The following is a 13,634-nucleotide window of genomic DNA, read 5'->3' as shown; positions in this document are numbered from 1 at the left end:
CACGGGGGTCGGCTCCGGCGCCATACGGCGTCCCCTAGCCTTGCCTGCATGGCGCGAGGACGGCAGGGGCAGGGCGATCCGGTCGACTGGGTGACGCGGGCGGCGGACGACGCCGTACGTCACGCGGGCGAGGGCAACCTGGTGACCGTCGCGTCCGGTGCCTCCCCCAGCGGGCCGATCCACCTGGGCAACCTGCGCGAGTTCATCACCCCGCACTTCGTGGCCGAGGAGCTGCGACGCCGCGGCGTCCCGGTTCGACACCTCCACTCGTGGGACGACTTCGACCGGTTCCGCAAGGTGCCGGCCGGCGTGCCGGCCGAGTGGGCCGACCACATCGGGCGCCCGCTGACCGCCGTGCCCGACCCGTGGAAGTGCCACGCCAGCTGGGCCGACCACTTCAAGGCTCCGCTCCAGGACGCGCTGCGCGAGCTCGGCGTGGAGATGGAGGAGATCTCCCAGACGCAGATGTACACCTCCGGCGCCTATCGCGAGCAGGTCCTCGAGTCCGTCGCCCGCCGCGACGAGATCGAGGCGGTGCTCGCCAAGCACCGCACCAGGAAGGTGGCCCCCGCCGAGGACGCGTCCGAGCAGGAGGCCGCCGACCTCGCTGACTCGGTCGCCAACGAGGACGACGAGGAGGGCGACCCGTCGGCGACCTCCTCCGCCGACGCGATCGCCCGCTTCCCCTACCGCCCCTACTGCCGCCGGTGCGGTCGCGACACCGTCACCACGACGGCGTACGACGACGCCACCACGACGCTTTCCTACACCTGCTCCTCGTGCGGATTCGAGGGCACGACCAACCTGTCCACCGACAACGACGGCAAGCTCGTCTGGAAGGTCGACTGGCCGATGCGGTGGGCCTACGAGAAGGTCAACTTCGAGCCCGCCGGTCGCGACCACATGACGCCCGGTTCGTCCTACACCGTCGGCACCGAGATCGTGTCGTCGATCTTCGACTGGCGCGCCCCGGCCCGGGTCATCTACGCGTTCGTCGGCTTCGCCGGCGTGCAGAAGATGTCCTCGTCGGCGGGCGGCGTGCCGACGGCCACGGACGCGCTCCGCATCCTCGAGGCGCCGATGCTGCGGTGGCTCTACGTCCGCCGCGCTCCCACGCAGGCCTTCGACATCGACTTCGGCGCCTCCGTCGTGCGGTTGTACGACGAGTGGGACGCGCTCGGCCGCAAGGCCGCCGACCCGGCCAAGTCCGACGTCGCGACGCTCGCCTGGCACCGCGCCTCCGAGACGGCGTCCACCGGCCGGCTCCCCTCTCCCGCGGTGCCGGTCCCGTTCCGGACGCTGTCGTCGGTCGCCGACGTGACAGCGGGATCGGCCGACCTCATCTCGCGGATCATCGAGTCCTCGGGCTTCCCGCACGACTCGGTCGCCGACCTCGAGCCCCGGCTGTCCAAGGCGATGCAGTGGACGGCCGAGCACGTGCCCGCCGACGAGCGCACCACCGTGCGCGAGGCGCCGGACACCGAGCGGCTGTCCTCGCTCAGCGAGGACGAGGAGCTGTGGCTGCGGATCTTCCTCGATCGGCTCCCCGACGACGGCGACCTCGACGCCGTCACGTCGGTCGTCTACGGGGTGCCCAAGGTCGCGCGCGGCCTCGGCTTCGACGACGCCCCCACCGACCAGGTGAAGGCGGACCAGAAGGACTTCTTCCGGCTGCTCTACAACCTGCTGGTCGACGCCGACCGCGGTCCGCGCCTGCCCACGCTCGTGCTGGCGCTCGGCCCGGCGAAGGTGCGGCAGCTGCTCGGCGCCTGAGCCGTGTGCCGAAAATTCGGGTAAATCTCTTTACCTTTCCTTGTCCTCCGCTCGGGGGGTGGTGCCATGCAGCAAAAGGCTCCAAACCCCCCTCGGAGGAAGACATGCTCACCAACGCACTCGGCTCCGTTCGACGCAGCCTCCCGACCATCGCCATCGCCAGCGTGCTCGTCGCCGCCTCGGCCACCAGTGGCGCCACCGCCGCCCTCGTCATCACCGGCAACGACATCAAGAACGGCACGGTGACCACCAAGGACATCAAGAAGAACAACCTGACGTCCAAGGTCATCAAGAACGGCACGCTCAAGACAGACGACCTCTCGTCGGGCGCCGTCTCGTCGCTCCGCGGCGCGACCGGTCCCGCCGGCGCCGCGGGCGCCCCCGGGGTCTCCGGCTACCAGGTCGTCACCGCGACCACCTCGGTCCCTTCCGGCGCCGGAGCCAGGTTGACCAACGGCTGTCCCGCCGGCAAGCGCGTCCTCGGTGCTGCAGCCGAGCTGAGCGGCTCGTTCGACGGCACCGGTGTCGACATCAACGACGGCGGCACTGGGGCGACGGCGTCCACCTGGAACTACGAGGCGACCGCCGGCACACTCTCTCTCGACCTCATCTGCGCCAACGTCACCTGACACGGCACAGCAAGCACCGGCAGGCGGCTCTCAGGAGCGGCCTGCCGGTCGCCGGCGTCACCTCGGCGTCAGCGTCAGCGGCGGAAGCCGACGGGGTCGCCCAGGTAGCGCTCGAGGTCGGCGCGCACGGCGTCGCCGATCGTCCACGCCGTCTGGGCACGGTGGTCCCACAGCACGTTGACGCACTCCCAGACGGCGGCCGGACGACCGCCCGCCTCCACCCGGAGCTCGGCGGCGACGGTGAAGGACGAGCGGCCGATCCGTGAGACCCACAGCGAGGCGAGGAACGGCTGGTAGGGCACGAACCGCATCTCGGAGTGGTACTCGATCGTCTGCGAGGCAACGAGCTCGGACACGCCGGGGTCGGTGCCGTGCAGCAGCCCGGTCGCCTCCGCCGGGAGGCCCGGCAGGCGGGCGAACCGGAGGAACTCGTAGCGCGCCTCGTCGAGCACCCGGACCGCCTCGACGTTGTCCACGTGACCGGCGAGGTTGATGTCGCGGTAGCGCGCCTGGATCTCGGTCGTGAACGTCTGGCCCATGGGGGAAGTCTGTCCGACCCCCGCCTAGGGTTGGCCCATGACCTCCGGTTTCAACGGCGGCGACCTGATGGCCGGTCCCCCGCCCACCCACCTGCCCGCCGACCCCGCCGACGCCGAGCTCGCCGGGGGCGACTCCCCCGCGGCCGTCGTACGCCGTCACCCGGACTCCCCGGCCGCCTGGGCGGCCCTGGCGCAGCAGGCGCAGGACGCGGGCGCCGACGACGTGACGGTCTACGCCTACTCGCGCGTCGGCTACCACCGCTCGCTCGACCGGCTGCGCCGCAACGGCTGGAAGGGCCACGGACCGGTGCCGTGGGAGCACGAGCCCAACCGCGGCTTCCTGCGCTCGCTCGCGCTCCTCGCCCTCGCCGCCCGGGCGATCGGCGAGACCGACGAGTGGGAGCGGTGCTCGACCTTCCTCCGCGACTCCAGCCCGGCCGCGGCCGACGAGCTGCTGGGCTGACGCCTGACCGCTCGTCGCGTCAGACCGACCGCTGGCCGCGCCACCCCGAAGGAGGGGTGACGGTCGTCACCGCGCGAGTAAGGTCGCGCGGGTGAATTCCGGGAACACACCACCTCAGTCGCGCCCCGAAGAGGGCGTCCCCCCGACCGACAAGGGCAAGATGGCGCTCGCCGCCGTCCTGCTCGCGATCCCCATCATCGCGCTCATGTGGGTGCCGTCCTACAGCAAGGAAGCGCCCGAGCTGTGGGGCTTCCCCTTCTTCTTCTGGTACCAGTTCCTCTGGGTCTTCATCTGCTCCGCCCTGACCTTCGCGGCCTACCGGCTCACGCTGTCGGCCCGCGGCCTGACCTCCCACAAGGTGGGTGAGGACCGATGACACCCGAGGTCACCCTCCTGGCCGCCGACACCGGTGGCGTCAACGGCGTCGCGCTCGCGGTGCTGATCGTCCTGTTCCTGATCGTGACGGTGGCCGGCTTCATGGCCAGCCGCTTCATGCGCGCCGACTCCATGGAGTCCCTCGACGAGTGGGGCCTGGGCGGTCGCAAGTTCGGCACGTGGATCACCTGGTTCCTGCTCGGCGGCGACCTCTACACGGCCTACACGTTCGTCGCGGTGCCTGCGGCGATGTTCACGACCGGCGCCGTGGCGGGCTTCTTCGCCGTGCCCTACACGATCGTGCTCTACCCGATCATCTTCATCTTCATGGCGCGGCTGTGGTCGGTGAGCCACCGGCACGGCTACGTCACGACGGCTGACTTCGTCCGGGGCAGGTACGACGACCGCGGGCTGTCGCTCGCCGTCGCGGTCACCGGCTTCGTGGCCACCATGCCCTACATCGCGCTGCAGCTCGTCGGCATCCAGGCGGTGCTCGAGGTGGCCGGCCTCGGCGGCGGCGACAGCATCCTCGCCAAGGACGCGCCGCTCTTCATCGCCTTCGCACTGCTCGCGGCCTACACCTACTCCAGCGGCCTCCGGGCGCCGGCGGTCATCGCGTTCGTCAAGGACATCCTCATCTACCTCGTCATCATCGTGGCGATCGTCTACCTGCCCGGCCAGGTCGGCGGCTGGGACGCGATCTTCGGCGCCGCGCAGGACAAGATGGAGGCCACCAACGAGGTCACCGGCAAGCCCAACGGGGCCTTCATCCCGGGCGCCGGCCAGTACTGGGCGTACGCCACCCTCGCCCTCGGGTCGGCGATGGCGCTGTTCATGTACCCGCACTCCGTGACGGCCTCGCTGTCGTCCAACTCGCGCAACACGATCCGCCGCAACGCCGCCATCCTGCCGGCGTACTCCTTCGTGCTCGGCCTGCTGGCACTGCTCGGCTGGGTCGCGATCGCAGCGGGCACGCAGCCGATCGGGCTCGACGGCGAGCCCAACGCGCAGCTGGTGATCCCGCAGCTGTTCGAGGACATGTTCCCGGCGTGGTTCGCCGGCGTGGCCTTCGCCGCCATCGCGATCGGCGCCCTGGTGCCGGCCGCGATCATGTCGATCGCAGCGGCCAACACGTTCAGCCGCAACATCTACAAGGAATGGCTGAACAAGGACGCGACGCCGGCGCAGGAGGCCAAGGTCTCCAAGCTGATGTCGCTGCTGGTGAAGGCATTCGCGTTGATCTTCGTGCTCACGCTCGACAAGCAGAACGCGATCAACTTCCAGCTCCTCGGCGGCATCTGGATCCTGCAGACGTTCCCGGCCGTGGTGTTCAGCCTCTTCACCCGCTGGTTCCACCGCTACGGCCTCCTCGTGGGCTGGGCGGCCGGCATGGTCTACGGCACGGTCGAGGCCTACCAGGTGATCAACCCGGTGACCGGCAAGCACTTCGGCGGATCGCTCGGGATGATGCCGGGCATCGGCGAGATGGGCTACATCGCGATCACGGCGTTCACCATCAACGTCGTGCTCGCGATCGTCATCAGCGCGGTCCTCAACGCGATGAAGGTGTCCAACGGGCGCGACGAGACCATCGCGTTCGACTACTTCGCCGACGCCGACGACCCGCGCGTGCAGAAGGACCTCGCGGAGCACCACACGCACGACGACCCCTACGGCGACCCGGACGACATCCCGGGCAACGCGGCGGCGCGCTAGCGGCGTACGCCACCACCGCCGTCACGCGAGCGGTGTGTGAGGGGGGCTCCCGGAGACGGGAATCCTCCTCGCGCACCGCTCGTGGTGTGTCGGCTTGGCTCGCCGGGCGACCGTTGTCCCAGCCACATTCCGAGCGGACGGAAGGTGGCTCAGGCACCGCTCACAGCAAGGTCAGCCGCCCAGCGACGTCCCGGCGGACCGGAGGTTCTGGCAGGCCTCGACGATGCGCTCGGCCATGCCGGCCTCGCCGGCCTTGCCCCAGGCGCGGGGGTCGTACTGCTTCTTGTTGCCGACCTCGCCGTCGACCTTCAGCACGCCGTCGTAGTGGGCGAACATGTGCGCCGCGACGGGGCGGGTGAAGGCGTACTGGGTGTCGGTGTCGACGTTCATCTTCACCACACCGAAGTCGACGGCGTCGCTGATCTCCTGCGCGGTCGAGCCCGAGCCGCCGTGGAAGACGAGGTCGAAGGGGCGGGCGTCGGAGCCGAGGCCGAGCTCCGAGGCGGCGGCCTCCTGCGCGAACTTGAGGATCTCGGGGCGCAGCTTGACGTTGCCCGGCTTGTAGACGCCGTGCACGTTGCCGAAGGTCAGGGCGGTCATGTAGCGACCGCGCTCGCCGGCGCCGAGCGCCTTGATGGTGGCGATGGCGTCCTCGGGGGTGGTGTAGAGCTGGTCGTTGATCTCGTTGGCGACGCCGTCCTCCTCGCCACCGACGACGCCGACCTCGATCTCGAGGACCACGTTGGCCGCGGCGCACCGGGCGAGCAGGTCCTCGGCGATCTGGAGGTTCTCATCGAGGGGCACGGCCGAGCCGTCCCACATGTGCGACTGGAACAGCGGCGCCTCGCCGCGGGCCACGCGCTCGGCGGAGATGTCGAGCAGCGGGCGGACGAAGCCGTCGAGCTTGTCCTTGGGGCAGTGGTCGGTGTGGAGCGCGATGTTGACCGGGTAGTTCTTCGCGACCTCGGCGGCGTAGGCCGCGAACGCGACGGAGCCGGTGACCATGTCCTTCACCGACGGGCCGGACAGGTACTCCGCGCCACCGGTCGAGACCTGGATGATGCCGTCGGAACCGGCGTCGGCGAAGCCCTTGAGCGCGGCGTTCAGGGTCTGGGAGGACGACACGTTGATGGCCGGGTAGGCGAAGGACTTCTCCTTCGCGGCGTCCAGCATCTGTGCGTACACCTCGGGAGTGGCGATGGGCATCTGGAGATCTCCTCTGAAGCGGTCAGGCAGGCGCTCACAACCCTAGTGGCTACCCGCGAGTCCGCCCCGGGCCGACCGGTCGTCTCACCACCTGACCGACGACTGGCAGGCGGGTGACAACCGGCACCGCCTCCGCTCCGTCTCCCGGGGTGGAACACTCACCCGCAGGGGGAACGCAGCATGAGCACCGACATCGACTGGCAGCACGAGCTCGACAGCTCGTTCGGCACCGGCCACGACGTGCCAGCGGGGCACTACGTCGCAGCGGGACGCACGGCCGTACGCCGACGGCGCGCGACCGCGGTCGTCCTCGCCGCCGTCGTGGTGATCGGCGGAGGCACCGCGTGGGCGGTGGCGCCGGGGTCCACGCTGCGCGGCTCGGCGCCCGTGGCGTCCGAGGGCCCGCGCCCGCAGCAGGAGGAGCGGGTGGACGAGAAGAAGGAACGCACCCGCGACCGCGGGCAACCGCGGTCGGTGCCGACGATGACCGTGGCGGAGCGGTTCGGCGACAACCCGGCGCTCATCGAGCCCGACGGGACGGTGAAGATCTCTCCCCTGACCGACGTGGAGCTCCAGCGGGTGGCGAACCCGATGCAGTACACACCCGAGCAGGGACGCTCCGTCGGGCTGCGGGTGATCTACCAGGGCGTCGAGACCTACTCGCTCGTCGCGATGACCGAGGACGGGACCAGCACGTCGACGCACACCAACGGCGCGACGGGCGACTTCCCCGGATGGCTCGCCGACAAGGTGAGCCTCCAGCGAGGCCTCGACGAGCTCAACGGAGTGGACTCCGGGACGAGCCCGAGGAACAGCCCGGACGAGTGGCTGACCCTCGGCCCGGAGGGCAGCCTCGAGTCCGCATCGCCCTACGTCGCGGTGATGGAGGTCCGCGAGGGCGTCGACCTCGGCGACTCCTTCGCGACGGGCGCCGATCGGAGCGGGGTGGCGCGCCTGCAGTTCGCCGGCACACCGGAGTACGTGGCGTGGCGGGTGGTCGCAGGGCGGCTCGAGGTGATCGACGGACCCGGTTCCTTCGGCTCGCTCGACGCCTTCGTCAGCTGGGCCCGCCAGCAGTACGCCTCGGGCGAGGGCATGCGATGAGGGGCACCGACCGCGACGCGGACTTCAGCGAGTTCGTCGCAGCCCGGCAGGCCCACCTGCGCCGGATCGCGTACGCCCTGTGCGGCGACTGGCACAAGGCCGACGACCTGCTCCAGACCTCTCTCACCAAGCTCTACGTCGCGTGGCCGCGCATCCGGCAGCAGGGCGGCGAGGAGGCCTACTGCCGGCAGATCATGGTGCGCGCCAACATCGACGAGTCCCGCCGGCCGTGGCGTCGCGAACGGCCCACCGAGGACCTGCCCGACCACGGCGCGCCCCAACCGACGCCCGTCGAGGAGCGGTCGGCGCTCTTCGACGCGCTCCAGGGGTTGCCGGAGCAGCAGCGCAAGGTCGTCGTGCTGCGTCACTGGCTCGGGCTGTCGGTGCGCGAGACGGCCACCGAGCTCGGCATCAACGAGGGCACCGTCAAGAGCCACAGCAGCCGCGGCCTGGCGGCCCTCGAGGCGGTGCTGGCGCCGCACCGGTAGCAAGGCAGGGGGGTGATGGTTGCACCCTCCCGGGCGCTGGCGCTCGCCCCTCGTCAGGCCTAGGTTGACGTACATGCCACGCCGTCCCGGACCCAGCGCCGCCGTCCTCGTCGGGATGCTCGCCGCTGCCGTCGGGACGGGCGCCGCGACCGCGCGAGCCGCCGACCCGATGGTGGGGGCCCCGGTCGTGGGCCAGTGCCACGACATGGGTCCCGACGAGCTGGCCGCGGCGGCGTACGACGAGGCGCCGGTCGACTGCTCGACCACCCACACCGCGACGACGATCGCGGTGGCGCAGCTTCCCGACGGGCTCGACCTCGGCAGCGGGCGGCTGGAGCGGTTCGCGCTCGAGACCTGCTTCGCGGCCCAGCGAGCCGCGCTCGGCACGACCGCGCGCGGCGTCCGGCTGACGGCATACGACATCGGCTGGTTCGCCCCGACCGCCGAGCAGCAGGCCGCCGGAGCCCGGTGGGTGCGCTGCGACCTCGTGCTCGGCGACGCCCGCGAGCTCCGACCGCTCCCCACCGACGTGCGCATCGGCAAGGGCCGGGCCGACGCGTCCGTGGCGCGGTGCCTCGCCGGACGTGCCGCGCGCGTCACCACCTGCGCGCAGCCGCACACGTTCCGGGCCACGTCCGCGCTCCGCGTCGACGTCACGCGCTACCCGGCACGCAAGGCCCGCGACCGCATCGGCGCGGACCGCTGCCGCAAGGCCGTCTCGACGCTGTCCTACCGGTTCGGCTGGCCGGCGAAGGCCGCCTGGCGGGCCGGGGACCGCACGCTGGTCTGCTACTCGAGGACCACCAGCTAGACCTTGGGAGGAGCCGGGTCCGGGGTGCCGTGGGGACATCCCGGGCCCGGTCGGGGCCCCGGGCGCGGGCGGGCCTCAGCCGCGCCAGGCGTCGTCGCCGGTCAGGTCGGCGTGCTCGCGCACCCAGCTGTGCATCGCGATCGCCGCGGCCGAGCTGGCGTTGATCGAGCGGGTCGAGCCGAACTGGGCGATCGAGAAGGTGCCGTCGCAGACCTCGCGTGCCGACTCGGACAGCCCCGGACCCTCCTGGCCGAAGAGGAAGCACACGCGACGCGGCAGCTCCATCGTCTCGAGGTGGAGCGAGCCCGGCAGGTTGTCGATGCCGAGCAGCCGCACGGGCCCGCCCTCGGCGGCCGGGATCGCGTGGAGGTACGACGCCAGGCTGGCGGCGTCGGGGTGGTGCCGCACGTGCTGGTAGCGGTCGGTCACCATCGCGCCGCGGCGGTTCCACCGGCGGTTGCCGACGATGTGCACCTCGGCCGCGAGGAAGGCGTTGGCGGTGCGCACGATCGTGCCGATGTTGAAGTCGTGCTGCCAGTTCTCGATCGCGACGTGGAAGCCGTGCCGGCGGGTGTCGAGGTCGGCGACGATCGCCGCCATCGTCCAGTAGCGGTAGCGGTCCACCACGTTGCGACGATCACCCTCGCGCAGCAGGTCGGGGTCCCACCGCTCGCCCTCGGGCCACGGCCCCTCCCACGGACCCAACCCCACCTCGGGCGGGCCGTGCGGCATCGGGTCGTACGGCGCCCGCTCCTCGCCGCGCCCGTCGACCTGCTCGTCCGCCTGCTCGTCCGCCTGCCCGCCCTCCTGCTCGCCCTCTTGCATGGCAGCACCCTAGGCAGCCGCGACGAAGCGCGGAGGCCGGGAGTCCGCAGTTAGGGTTGCCTGCGTGAGCACGTTGTGGGACCTGCAGTCCATCCTGACCTCGGGCGTCCAGCCGATGCTCCTCGGCATCGACTGGATGGACCCCAACTGGCTGCTCGACCGCTTCGGCACGGCGCTGTTCTGGATCAGCCTGCTGATCGTCTTCGTCGAGTGCGGGCTGTTCTTCCCGATCCTGCCCGGCGACACCCTCCTGTTCGCGCTCGGCCTGTTCATCGCCACGGGCCAGCTGGACCTGTTCCCCGGCCCTCCGCTCGTCGAGCTGCTGATCGCGATGGCGGCGCTGATCGTCGCCGCGTTCCTCGGCAACGTCGTCGGCTACGAGATCGGGCGCAAGATCGGGCAGCCGCTCTACGAGCGCGACGGCCGCATCATCAAGCGCAAGTACTTCGACCAGACGACCGCGTTCTTCGACCGCCACGGCAACAAGGCGCTGGTCATCGGCCGCTTCGTCCCGTTCGTGCGGACCTACATCACGGTGGTGGCCGGGGTGACCCGGATGGAGCGGCACCGGTTCTTCCTGTGGAGCCTGGTCGGCGCGGTGATGTGGGTGACGTCGATCTGCCTGCTCGGCTTCTTCCTGGGCGACGCGTTCCCGACGCTCGGCGAGAGCATCGACAAGCTGATCGTCGTGATCCTGGCGTTCTCGGTGGTCCCGGTCATCATCGAGTGGTGGCGCCACAAGCGCACCAACGCCGCCGGTGCCGAGATCGGCCCGCAGGACGGTGGGCCCGACCGCGACATCATGGGCCGCGACGTCGACTGAGCGTTCTCTCCTCCGCCCCAGCGGTGCGTGAGCCACCTTCCGCTCCGCCGGAATGTGGGTGGGGCACCGCCCGGGGTGTGTCGGCGTACGCCGCGCCGGGCGGCGGTGAGTGAGACAGGTTCGGGCGCCCGAAAACCTGCGTCACTCACCGCCCCGGGCGGTGACCCTCAGCCGCGAGCGGCGTCGAGGTCGGCCCGGGTCAGCACCGACCGGACCTCGAGACCGACGTCGGCCAGCGGGTCCTCACCCTCCGGCGAACGGTCGATCGCGCAGACGACCACCTCGACGGTCGCGCCGAGCTCCCGCAGCGCGCGCGTGGCGTCGCGGACCGCGCCACCCGTGGTGATCACGTCCTCGATGATCGTGACCCGCCGGCCGGCGACCTCGGGGCCCTCGGCGAGCTTGGCGGTGCCGTAGTCCTTGGCCTTCTTGCGCACGAAGAGGGCCGGCAGCCCCGTCTTCGCCGACACCATCGTCGCGATCGGGATGCCCCCCAGCTCGAGGCCGCCGAGCAGCTCGGTCCCCTCCGGGAGCAGGTCGACCATCCGGGCGGCCACGCGGTCGAGCAGGGCCGGCTGCGCCTCGAAGAGGTACTTGTCGAAGTACGTGTCGGCCACCTGCCCCGAGCGGAGGGTGAACTCCCCCGTGAGGCGGCAGGTCGCGTCGATGTCGGCGGCGAGGGTCGCGTCGGTGGTCACGGCACCGACCCTAGTGGGGCCCGACCGTCCGGTCGCGCTGGGTAGCGTGGGCCCGTGCCCACCGCGAAGCCTCTCGCCGCCCGCCTGGCCCACATCCCGCCGACCGTCTTCAGCGAGATGTCGGCGCTCGCGCTGCGGACCGGCGCCATCAACCTCGGCCAGGGCTTCCCCGACGTCGACGGGCCGGCGTCGGTGGTGGCGGCGGCCGAGGCGGCGCTGGAGGCGGGCGCCAACCAGTACGCCCCCGGCATCGGCGTACCCGCCCTCCGCGCCGCCATCTCGCGGCACCAGCACCGCCACTACGGGCTCGAGCCCGACCCCGACCGCGAGGTCGTCGTCACGACCGGGTGCACCGAGGCGGTCGCCGCCGCGCTGCTCGCGCTGGTCGACCCGGGTGACGAGGTCGTGGTGCTCGAGCCCTACTACGACTCCTACGTCGCGATGCTCGACATGTGCGGTGCCCGCCGGCGACCCGTGACGCTCCGGGCGCCCGACTTCCGCCCGGACCTCGACGAGCTGCGGGCCACGGTCACCGACGACACCCGGCTGATCCTGCTCAACACGCCCCACAACCCCACCGGCACCGTCCTGACCCGCGACGAGCTCCAGGTCGTCGCCGACCTCGCCATCGAGCACGACGTCATCGTGGTGACCGACGAGGTCTACGAGCACCTGGTCTTCGACGACGCGCGCTCGGCCGAGGGCCACGTCCCGATCGCGACCCTGCCGGGGATGTGGGAGCGCACGCTGACGCTGTCGAGCGCCGGCAAGTCCTACAGCTTCACCGGCTGGAAGGTCGGCTGGGCCACCGGTCCCGAGCCGCTCGTCCAGGCCGTCCTCGCGGCCAAGCAGTGGCTCACCTTCACCTCCGGCTCCCCGCTCCAGCCCGCCGTCGCGCACGCGCTCGACCACGAGCCCGACTGGCCCCGCGAGCTGGCCCGCGACCTGCAGGACCGCCGCGACCTGCTCTGCGACGGGCTCACCGCCGCCGGGCTCGTGCCGCGCGTGCCGGAGGGCACCTACTTCGCGACGACCGACGTCAGCCACCTCGGCTGGCCCGACGGACGCGCGTTCTGCCTCGCCCTGCCCGAGGTCGCCGGCGTCGTCGCGATCCCCACACAGGGGTTCTACGACGACCGGGAGGCCGGTCGCCAGCTGGTGCGGTGGGCGTTCTGCAAGGAGCGCGACGTGATCAGCGAGGGCGTACGACGACTCGCCGCCGCCGATCTGTCGCGCTGAGGCCGGTGCCGCGCGAGCTGAATTGACGTCAGTTCAGTTCACGCTCCGGGGCGCCGTGGTCAGGGGTCAGCGCCCCGGGTAGTCCCGCGGCGGGTGCTCGGAGCCGTCCTCGTCGCTCGGCCGCGGCTGGCCGTAGGGGTTGTCCTGCCCACCCTGGCCGGCCTGGCCGTAGGGGTTGTCCTGGCCGGGCTGGCCGGGCTGCCCGTAAGGGTTGTCCTGGCCGTAGGGCGGGCTGCTCGGCGGAGGCGGGTACTGCGGCGAGGACTGCTGGCCGGGCTGCGAGCCGTACTGGTTGCCGCCGTACTGGTTGCCGTACGGGTCACCCGACTGGCCCGGGTAGGCGCCGGCACCCGACGACGACAGGCCCTTGAACCAGTCGCCCGCGCCGCCGACGAAGAGCAGCACGATCACGGCGATCGCGGCGATCAGCGTGACGGCGGAGACACCACTGGTCACGCCGAGCAACGAGAACAGCGCCACGACGGCGCTGGAGATGACGAGCAGGATCCGCGCGACGTTGGAGCGCCGCATGACGAGGACCGCCAGCACGACGGCGATGATCGCCCACACGACCAGCCCCAGGATGACGGCGACCAGCACGCCCACAGCGGCGTCGGCGTCGATGTTGGCGTCCTGGAACTCGGGGACGCGCTCCATCTCGGTGATCACCTGGTCGCGCGCGATGAACAGGCCGAGCGCGGTGAACCCGAACAGCGCCGCGGTGATCGCGGAGAAGACGATGGTGATCCAGGCGGCCGCGGTCACGGTGCCGGGACGCCGGTCGCCGACCGGCGGCTGGCCGTAGGGCTGCTGGCCGTAGGGCGACTGCTGCCCGTAGGGGGAGGGCTGTCCACCCGGCTGCTGGCCGTAGGGGTCCTGGCCGTAGGGCTGGTGCGTCGGTCCGGGCTCGCTCATGCCTCTATCTCACCACGTCGGCGGTAGGCG

At 71.5% G+C, this 13,634-nt stretch carries 15 protein-coding genes; 10 read left to right on the top strand and 5 right to left on the bottom strand.

Features of this window, described 5'->3' with window-relative positions; genetic code table 11:
* The first annotated feature begins 48 nt into the window (after positions 1 to 48).
* The gene (gene lysS, locus JOD65_RS05290) at positions 49 to 1,773 is read left to right on the top strand and encodes a lysine--tRNA ligase (protein WP_191193415.1); all 1,725 of its coding nucleotides are present in this window, start codon (positions 49 to 51) and stop codon (positions 1,771 to 1,773) included.
* A 104-nt stretch (positions 1,774 to 1,877) separates the two neighbouring features.
* Positions 1,878 to 2,402, top strand: coding sequence for a hypothetical protein (locus JOD65_RS05285; protein WP_191193416.1), 525 nt, complete (start codon positions 1,878 to 1,880; stop codon positions 2,400 to 2,402).
* A gap of 74 nt (positions 2,403 to 2,476) precedes the next feature.
* On the opposite strand, the gene JOD65_RS05280 is transcribed toward JOD65_RS05285, so the two are convergent.
* Entirely contained in the window at positions 2,477 to 2,941 is a 465-nt protein-coding gene (locus JOD65_RS05280) for an acyl-CoA thioesterase (RefSeq protein ID WP_191193417.1), read from the bottom strand.
* Positions 2,942 to 2,978: 37 nt separating this feature from the next.
* Here JOD65_RS05280 and JOD65_RS05275 point away from each other — a divergent pair, with 37 nt between their 5' ends.
* The 3 genes from JOD65_RS05275 (at position 2,979) to mctP (ending at position 5,495) form a co-directional block, all read left to right on the top strand.
* The gene (locus tag JOD65_RS05275; RefSeq protein WP_191193418.1) at positions 2,979 to 3,404 is read left to right on the top strand and encodes a DUF3151 domain-containing protein; all 426 of its coding nucleotides are present in this window, start codon (positions 2,979 to 2,981) and stop codon (positions 3,402 to 3,404) included.
* A 91-nt stretch (positions 3,405 to 3,495) separates the two neighbouring features.
* Positions 3,496 to 3,780, top strand: coding sequence for a DUF3311 domain-containing protein (locus JOD65_RS23070; protein WP_204810961.1), 285 nt, complete (start codon positions 3,496 to 3,498; stop codon positions 3,778 to 3,780).
* Positions 3,777 to 5,495 (top strand): monocarboxylate uptake permease MctP, encoded by a 1,719-nt coding sequence (gene mctP, locus JOD65_RS05265; protein ID WP_191193419.1) that lies wholly within the window; start codon positions 3,777 to 3,779, stop codon positions 5,493 to 5,495. The genes JOD65_RS23070 and mctP overlap by 4 nt, the downstream gene beginning before the upstream one ends.
* A 171-nt stretch (positions 5,496 to 5,666) precedes the next feature.
* Here mctP and fbaA read toward each other — a convergent pair whose 3' ends face one another.
* Positions 5,667 to 6,701, bottom strand: coding sequence for a class II fructose-bisphosphate aldolase (fbaA, locus tag JOD65_RS05260; protein ID WP_191193420.1), 1,035 nt, complete (start codon positions 6,699 to 6,701; stop codon positions 5,667 to 5,669).
* 180 nt (positions 6,702 to 6,881) lie between these two features.
* Here fbaA and JOD65_RS05255 point away from each other — a divergent pair, with 180 nt between their 5' ends.
* The 3 genes from JOD65_RS05255 (at position 6,882) to JOD65_RS05245 (ending at position 9,104) form a co-directional block, all read left to right on the top strand.
* On the top strand, positions 6,882 to 7,805 hold the full coding sequence (locus tag JOD65_RS05255) for a P1/P2 acidic ribosomal protein (protein WP_191193421.1): 924 nt from the start codon (positions 6,882 to 6,884) through the stop codon (positions 7,803 to 7,805).
* Positions 7,802 to 8,293, top strand: coding sequence for a SigE family RNA polymerase sigma factor (locus JOD65_RS05250; RefSeq protein ID WP_191193422.1), 492 nt, complete (start codon positions 7,802 to 7,804; stop codon positions 8,291 to 8,293). Before JOD65_RS05255 ends, JOD65_RS05250 begins: the two co-directional genes overlap by 4 nt.
* 73 nt (positions 8,294 to 8,366) lie before the next feature.
* Complete coding sequence (locus JOD65_RS05245; RefSeq protein WP_191193423.1) at positions 8,367 to 9,104, top strand: septum formation family protein; 738 nt, start codon at positions 8,367 to 8,369, stop codon at positions 9,102 to 9,104.
* Positions 9,105 to 9,179: 75 nt separating this feature from the next.
* On the opposite strand, the gene JOD65_RS05240 is transcribed toward JOD65_RS05245, so the two are convergent.
* On the bottom strand, positions 9,180 to 9,836 hold the full coding sequence (locus JOD65_RS05240; RefSeq protein WP_191195333.1) for a TrmH family RNA methyltransferase: 657 nt from the start codon (positions 9,834 to 9,836) through the stop codon (positions 9,180 to 9,182).
* Positions 9,837 to 9,993: 157 nt separating this feature from the next.
* Between JOD65_RS05240 and JOD65_RS05235 the strand changes: the two genes are divergently transcribed.
* Entirely contained in the window at positions 9,994 to 10,752 is a 759-nt protein-coding gene (locus JOD65_RS05235; RefSeq protein WP_307820950.1) for a DedA family protein, read from the top strand.
* 167 nt (positions 10,753 to 10,919) lie between these two features.
* Here JOD65_RS05235 and pyrE read toward each other — a convergent pair whose 3' ends face one another.
* Positions 10,920 to 11,450: an orotate phosphoribosyltransferase gene (gene pyrE / locus JOD65_RS05230; protein ID WP_191193424.1), complete on the bottom strand. Its 531-nt coding sequence runs from the start codon at positions 11,448 to 11,450 to the stop codon at positions 10,920 to 10,922.
* A 54-nt stretch (positions 11,451 to 11,504) separates the two neighbouring features.
* Here pyrE and JOD65_RS05225 point away from each other — a divergent pair, with 54 nt between their 5' ends.
* The gene (locus JOD65_RS05225) at positions 11,505 to 12,689 is read left to right on the top strand and encodes a pyridoxal phosphate-dependent aminotransferase (protein WP_191193425.1); all 1,185 of its coding nucleotides are present in this window, start codon (positions 11,505 to 11,507) and stop codon (positions 12,687 to 12,689) included.
* Between the two features lie 66 nt (positions 12,690 to 12,755).
* Here JOD65_RS05225 and JOD65_RS05220 read toward each other — a convergent pair whose 3' ends face one another.
* On the bottom strand, positions 12,756 to 13,604 hold the full coding sequence (locus tag JOD65_RS05220; protein ID WP_191195531.1) for a DUF4064 domain-containing protein: 849 nt from the start codon (positions 13,602 to 13,604) through the stop codon (positions 12,756 to 12,758).
* Between the last annotated feature and the right edge of the window lie 30 nt (positions 13,605 to 13,634).

Origin of the sequence: Nocardioides cavernae (assembly GCF_016907475.1) — a bacterium.
In the GTDB taxonomy this organism is placed as follows: Bacteria; Actinomycetota; Actinomycetes; order Propionibacteriales; family Nocardioidaceae; genus Nocardioides; species Nocardioides cavernae.
The sequence above is the reverse complement of the archived record's forward strand: the minus strand, read 5'-3'. Positions and strand labels throughout refer to the sequence as shown.

Bases quoted from the DNA above. Each gene is read 5' to 3' on its own strand.
- lysS (WP_191193415.1), top strand. From the start codon at position 49: ATGGCGCGAGGACGGCAGGGGCAGGGCGATCCGGTCGACTGGGTGACG.
- JOD65_RS05285 (WP_191193416.1), top strand. From the start codon at position 1,878: ATGCTCACCAACGCACTCGGCTCCGTTCGACGCAGCCTCCCGACCATC.
- JOD65_RS05280 (WP_191193417.1), bottom strand. From the start codon at position 2,941: ATGGGCCAGACGTTCACGACCGAGATCCAGGCGCGCTACCGCGACATC.
- JOD65_RS05275 (WP_191193418.1), top strand. From the start codon at position 2,979: ATGACCTCCGGTTTCAACGGCGGCGACCTGATGGCCGGTCCCCCGCCC.
- mctP (WP_191193419.1), top strand. From the start codon at position 3,777: ATGACACCCGAGGTCACCCTCCTGGCCGCCGACACCGGTGGCGTCAAC.
- fbaA (WP_191193420.1), bottom strand. From the start codon at position 6,701: ATGCCCATCGCCACTCCCGAGGTGTACGCACAGATGCTGGACGCCGCG.
- JOD65_RS05255 (WP_191193421.1), top strand. From the start codon at position 6,882: ATGAGCACCGACATCGACTGGCAGCACGAGCTCGACAGCTCGTTCGGC.
- JOD65_RS05250 (WP_191193422.1), top strand. From the start codon at position 7,802: ATGAGGGGCACCGACCGCGACGCGGACTTCAGCGAGTTCGTCGCAGCC.
- JOD65_RS05245 (WP_191193423.1), top strand. From the start codon at position 8,367: ATGCCACGCCGTCCCGGACCCAGCGCCGCCGTCCTCGTCGGGATGCTC.
- JOD65_RS05240 (WP_191195333.1), bottom strand. From the start codon at position 9,836: ATGCCGCACGGCCCGCCCGAGGTGGGGTTGGGTCCGTGGGAGGGGCCG.
- JOD65_RS05220 (WP_191195531.1), bottom strand. From the start codon at position 13,604: ATGAGCGAGCCCGGACCGACGCACCAGCCCTACGGCCAGGACCCCTAC.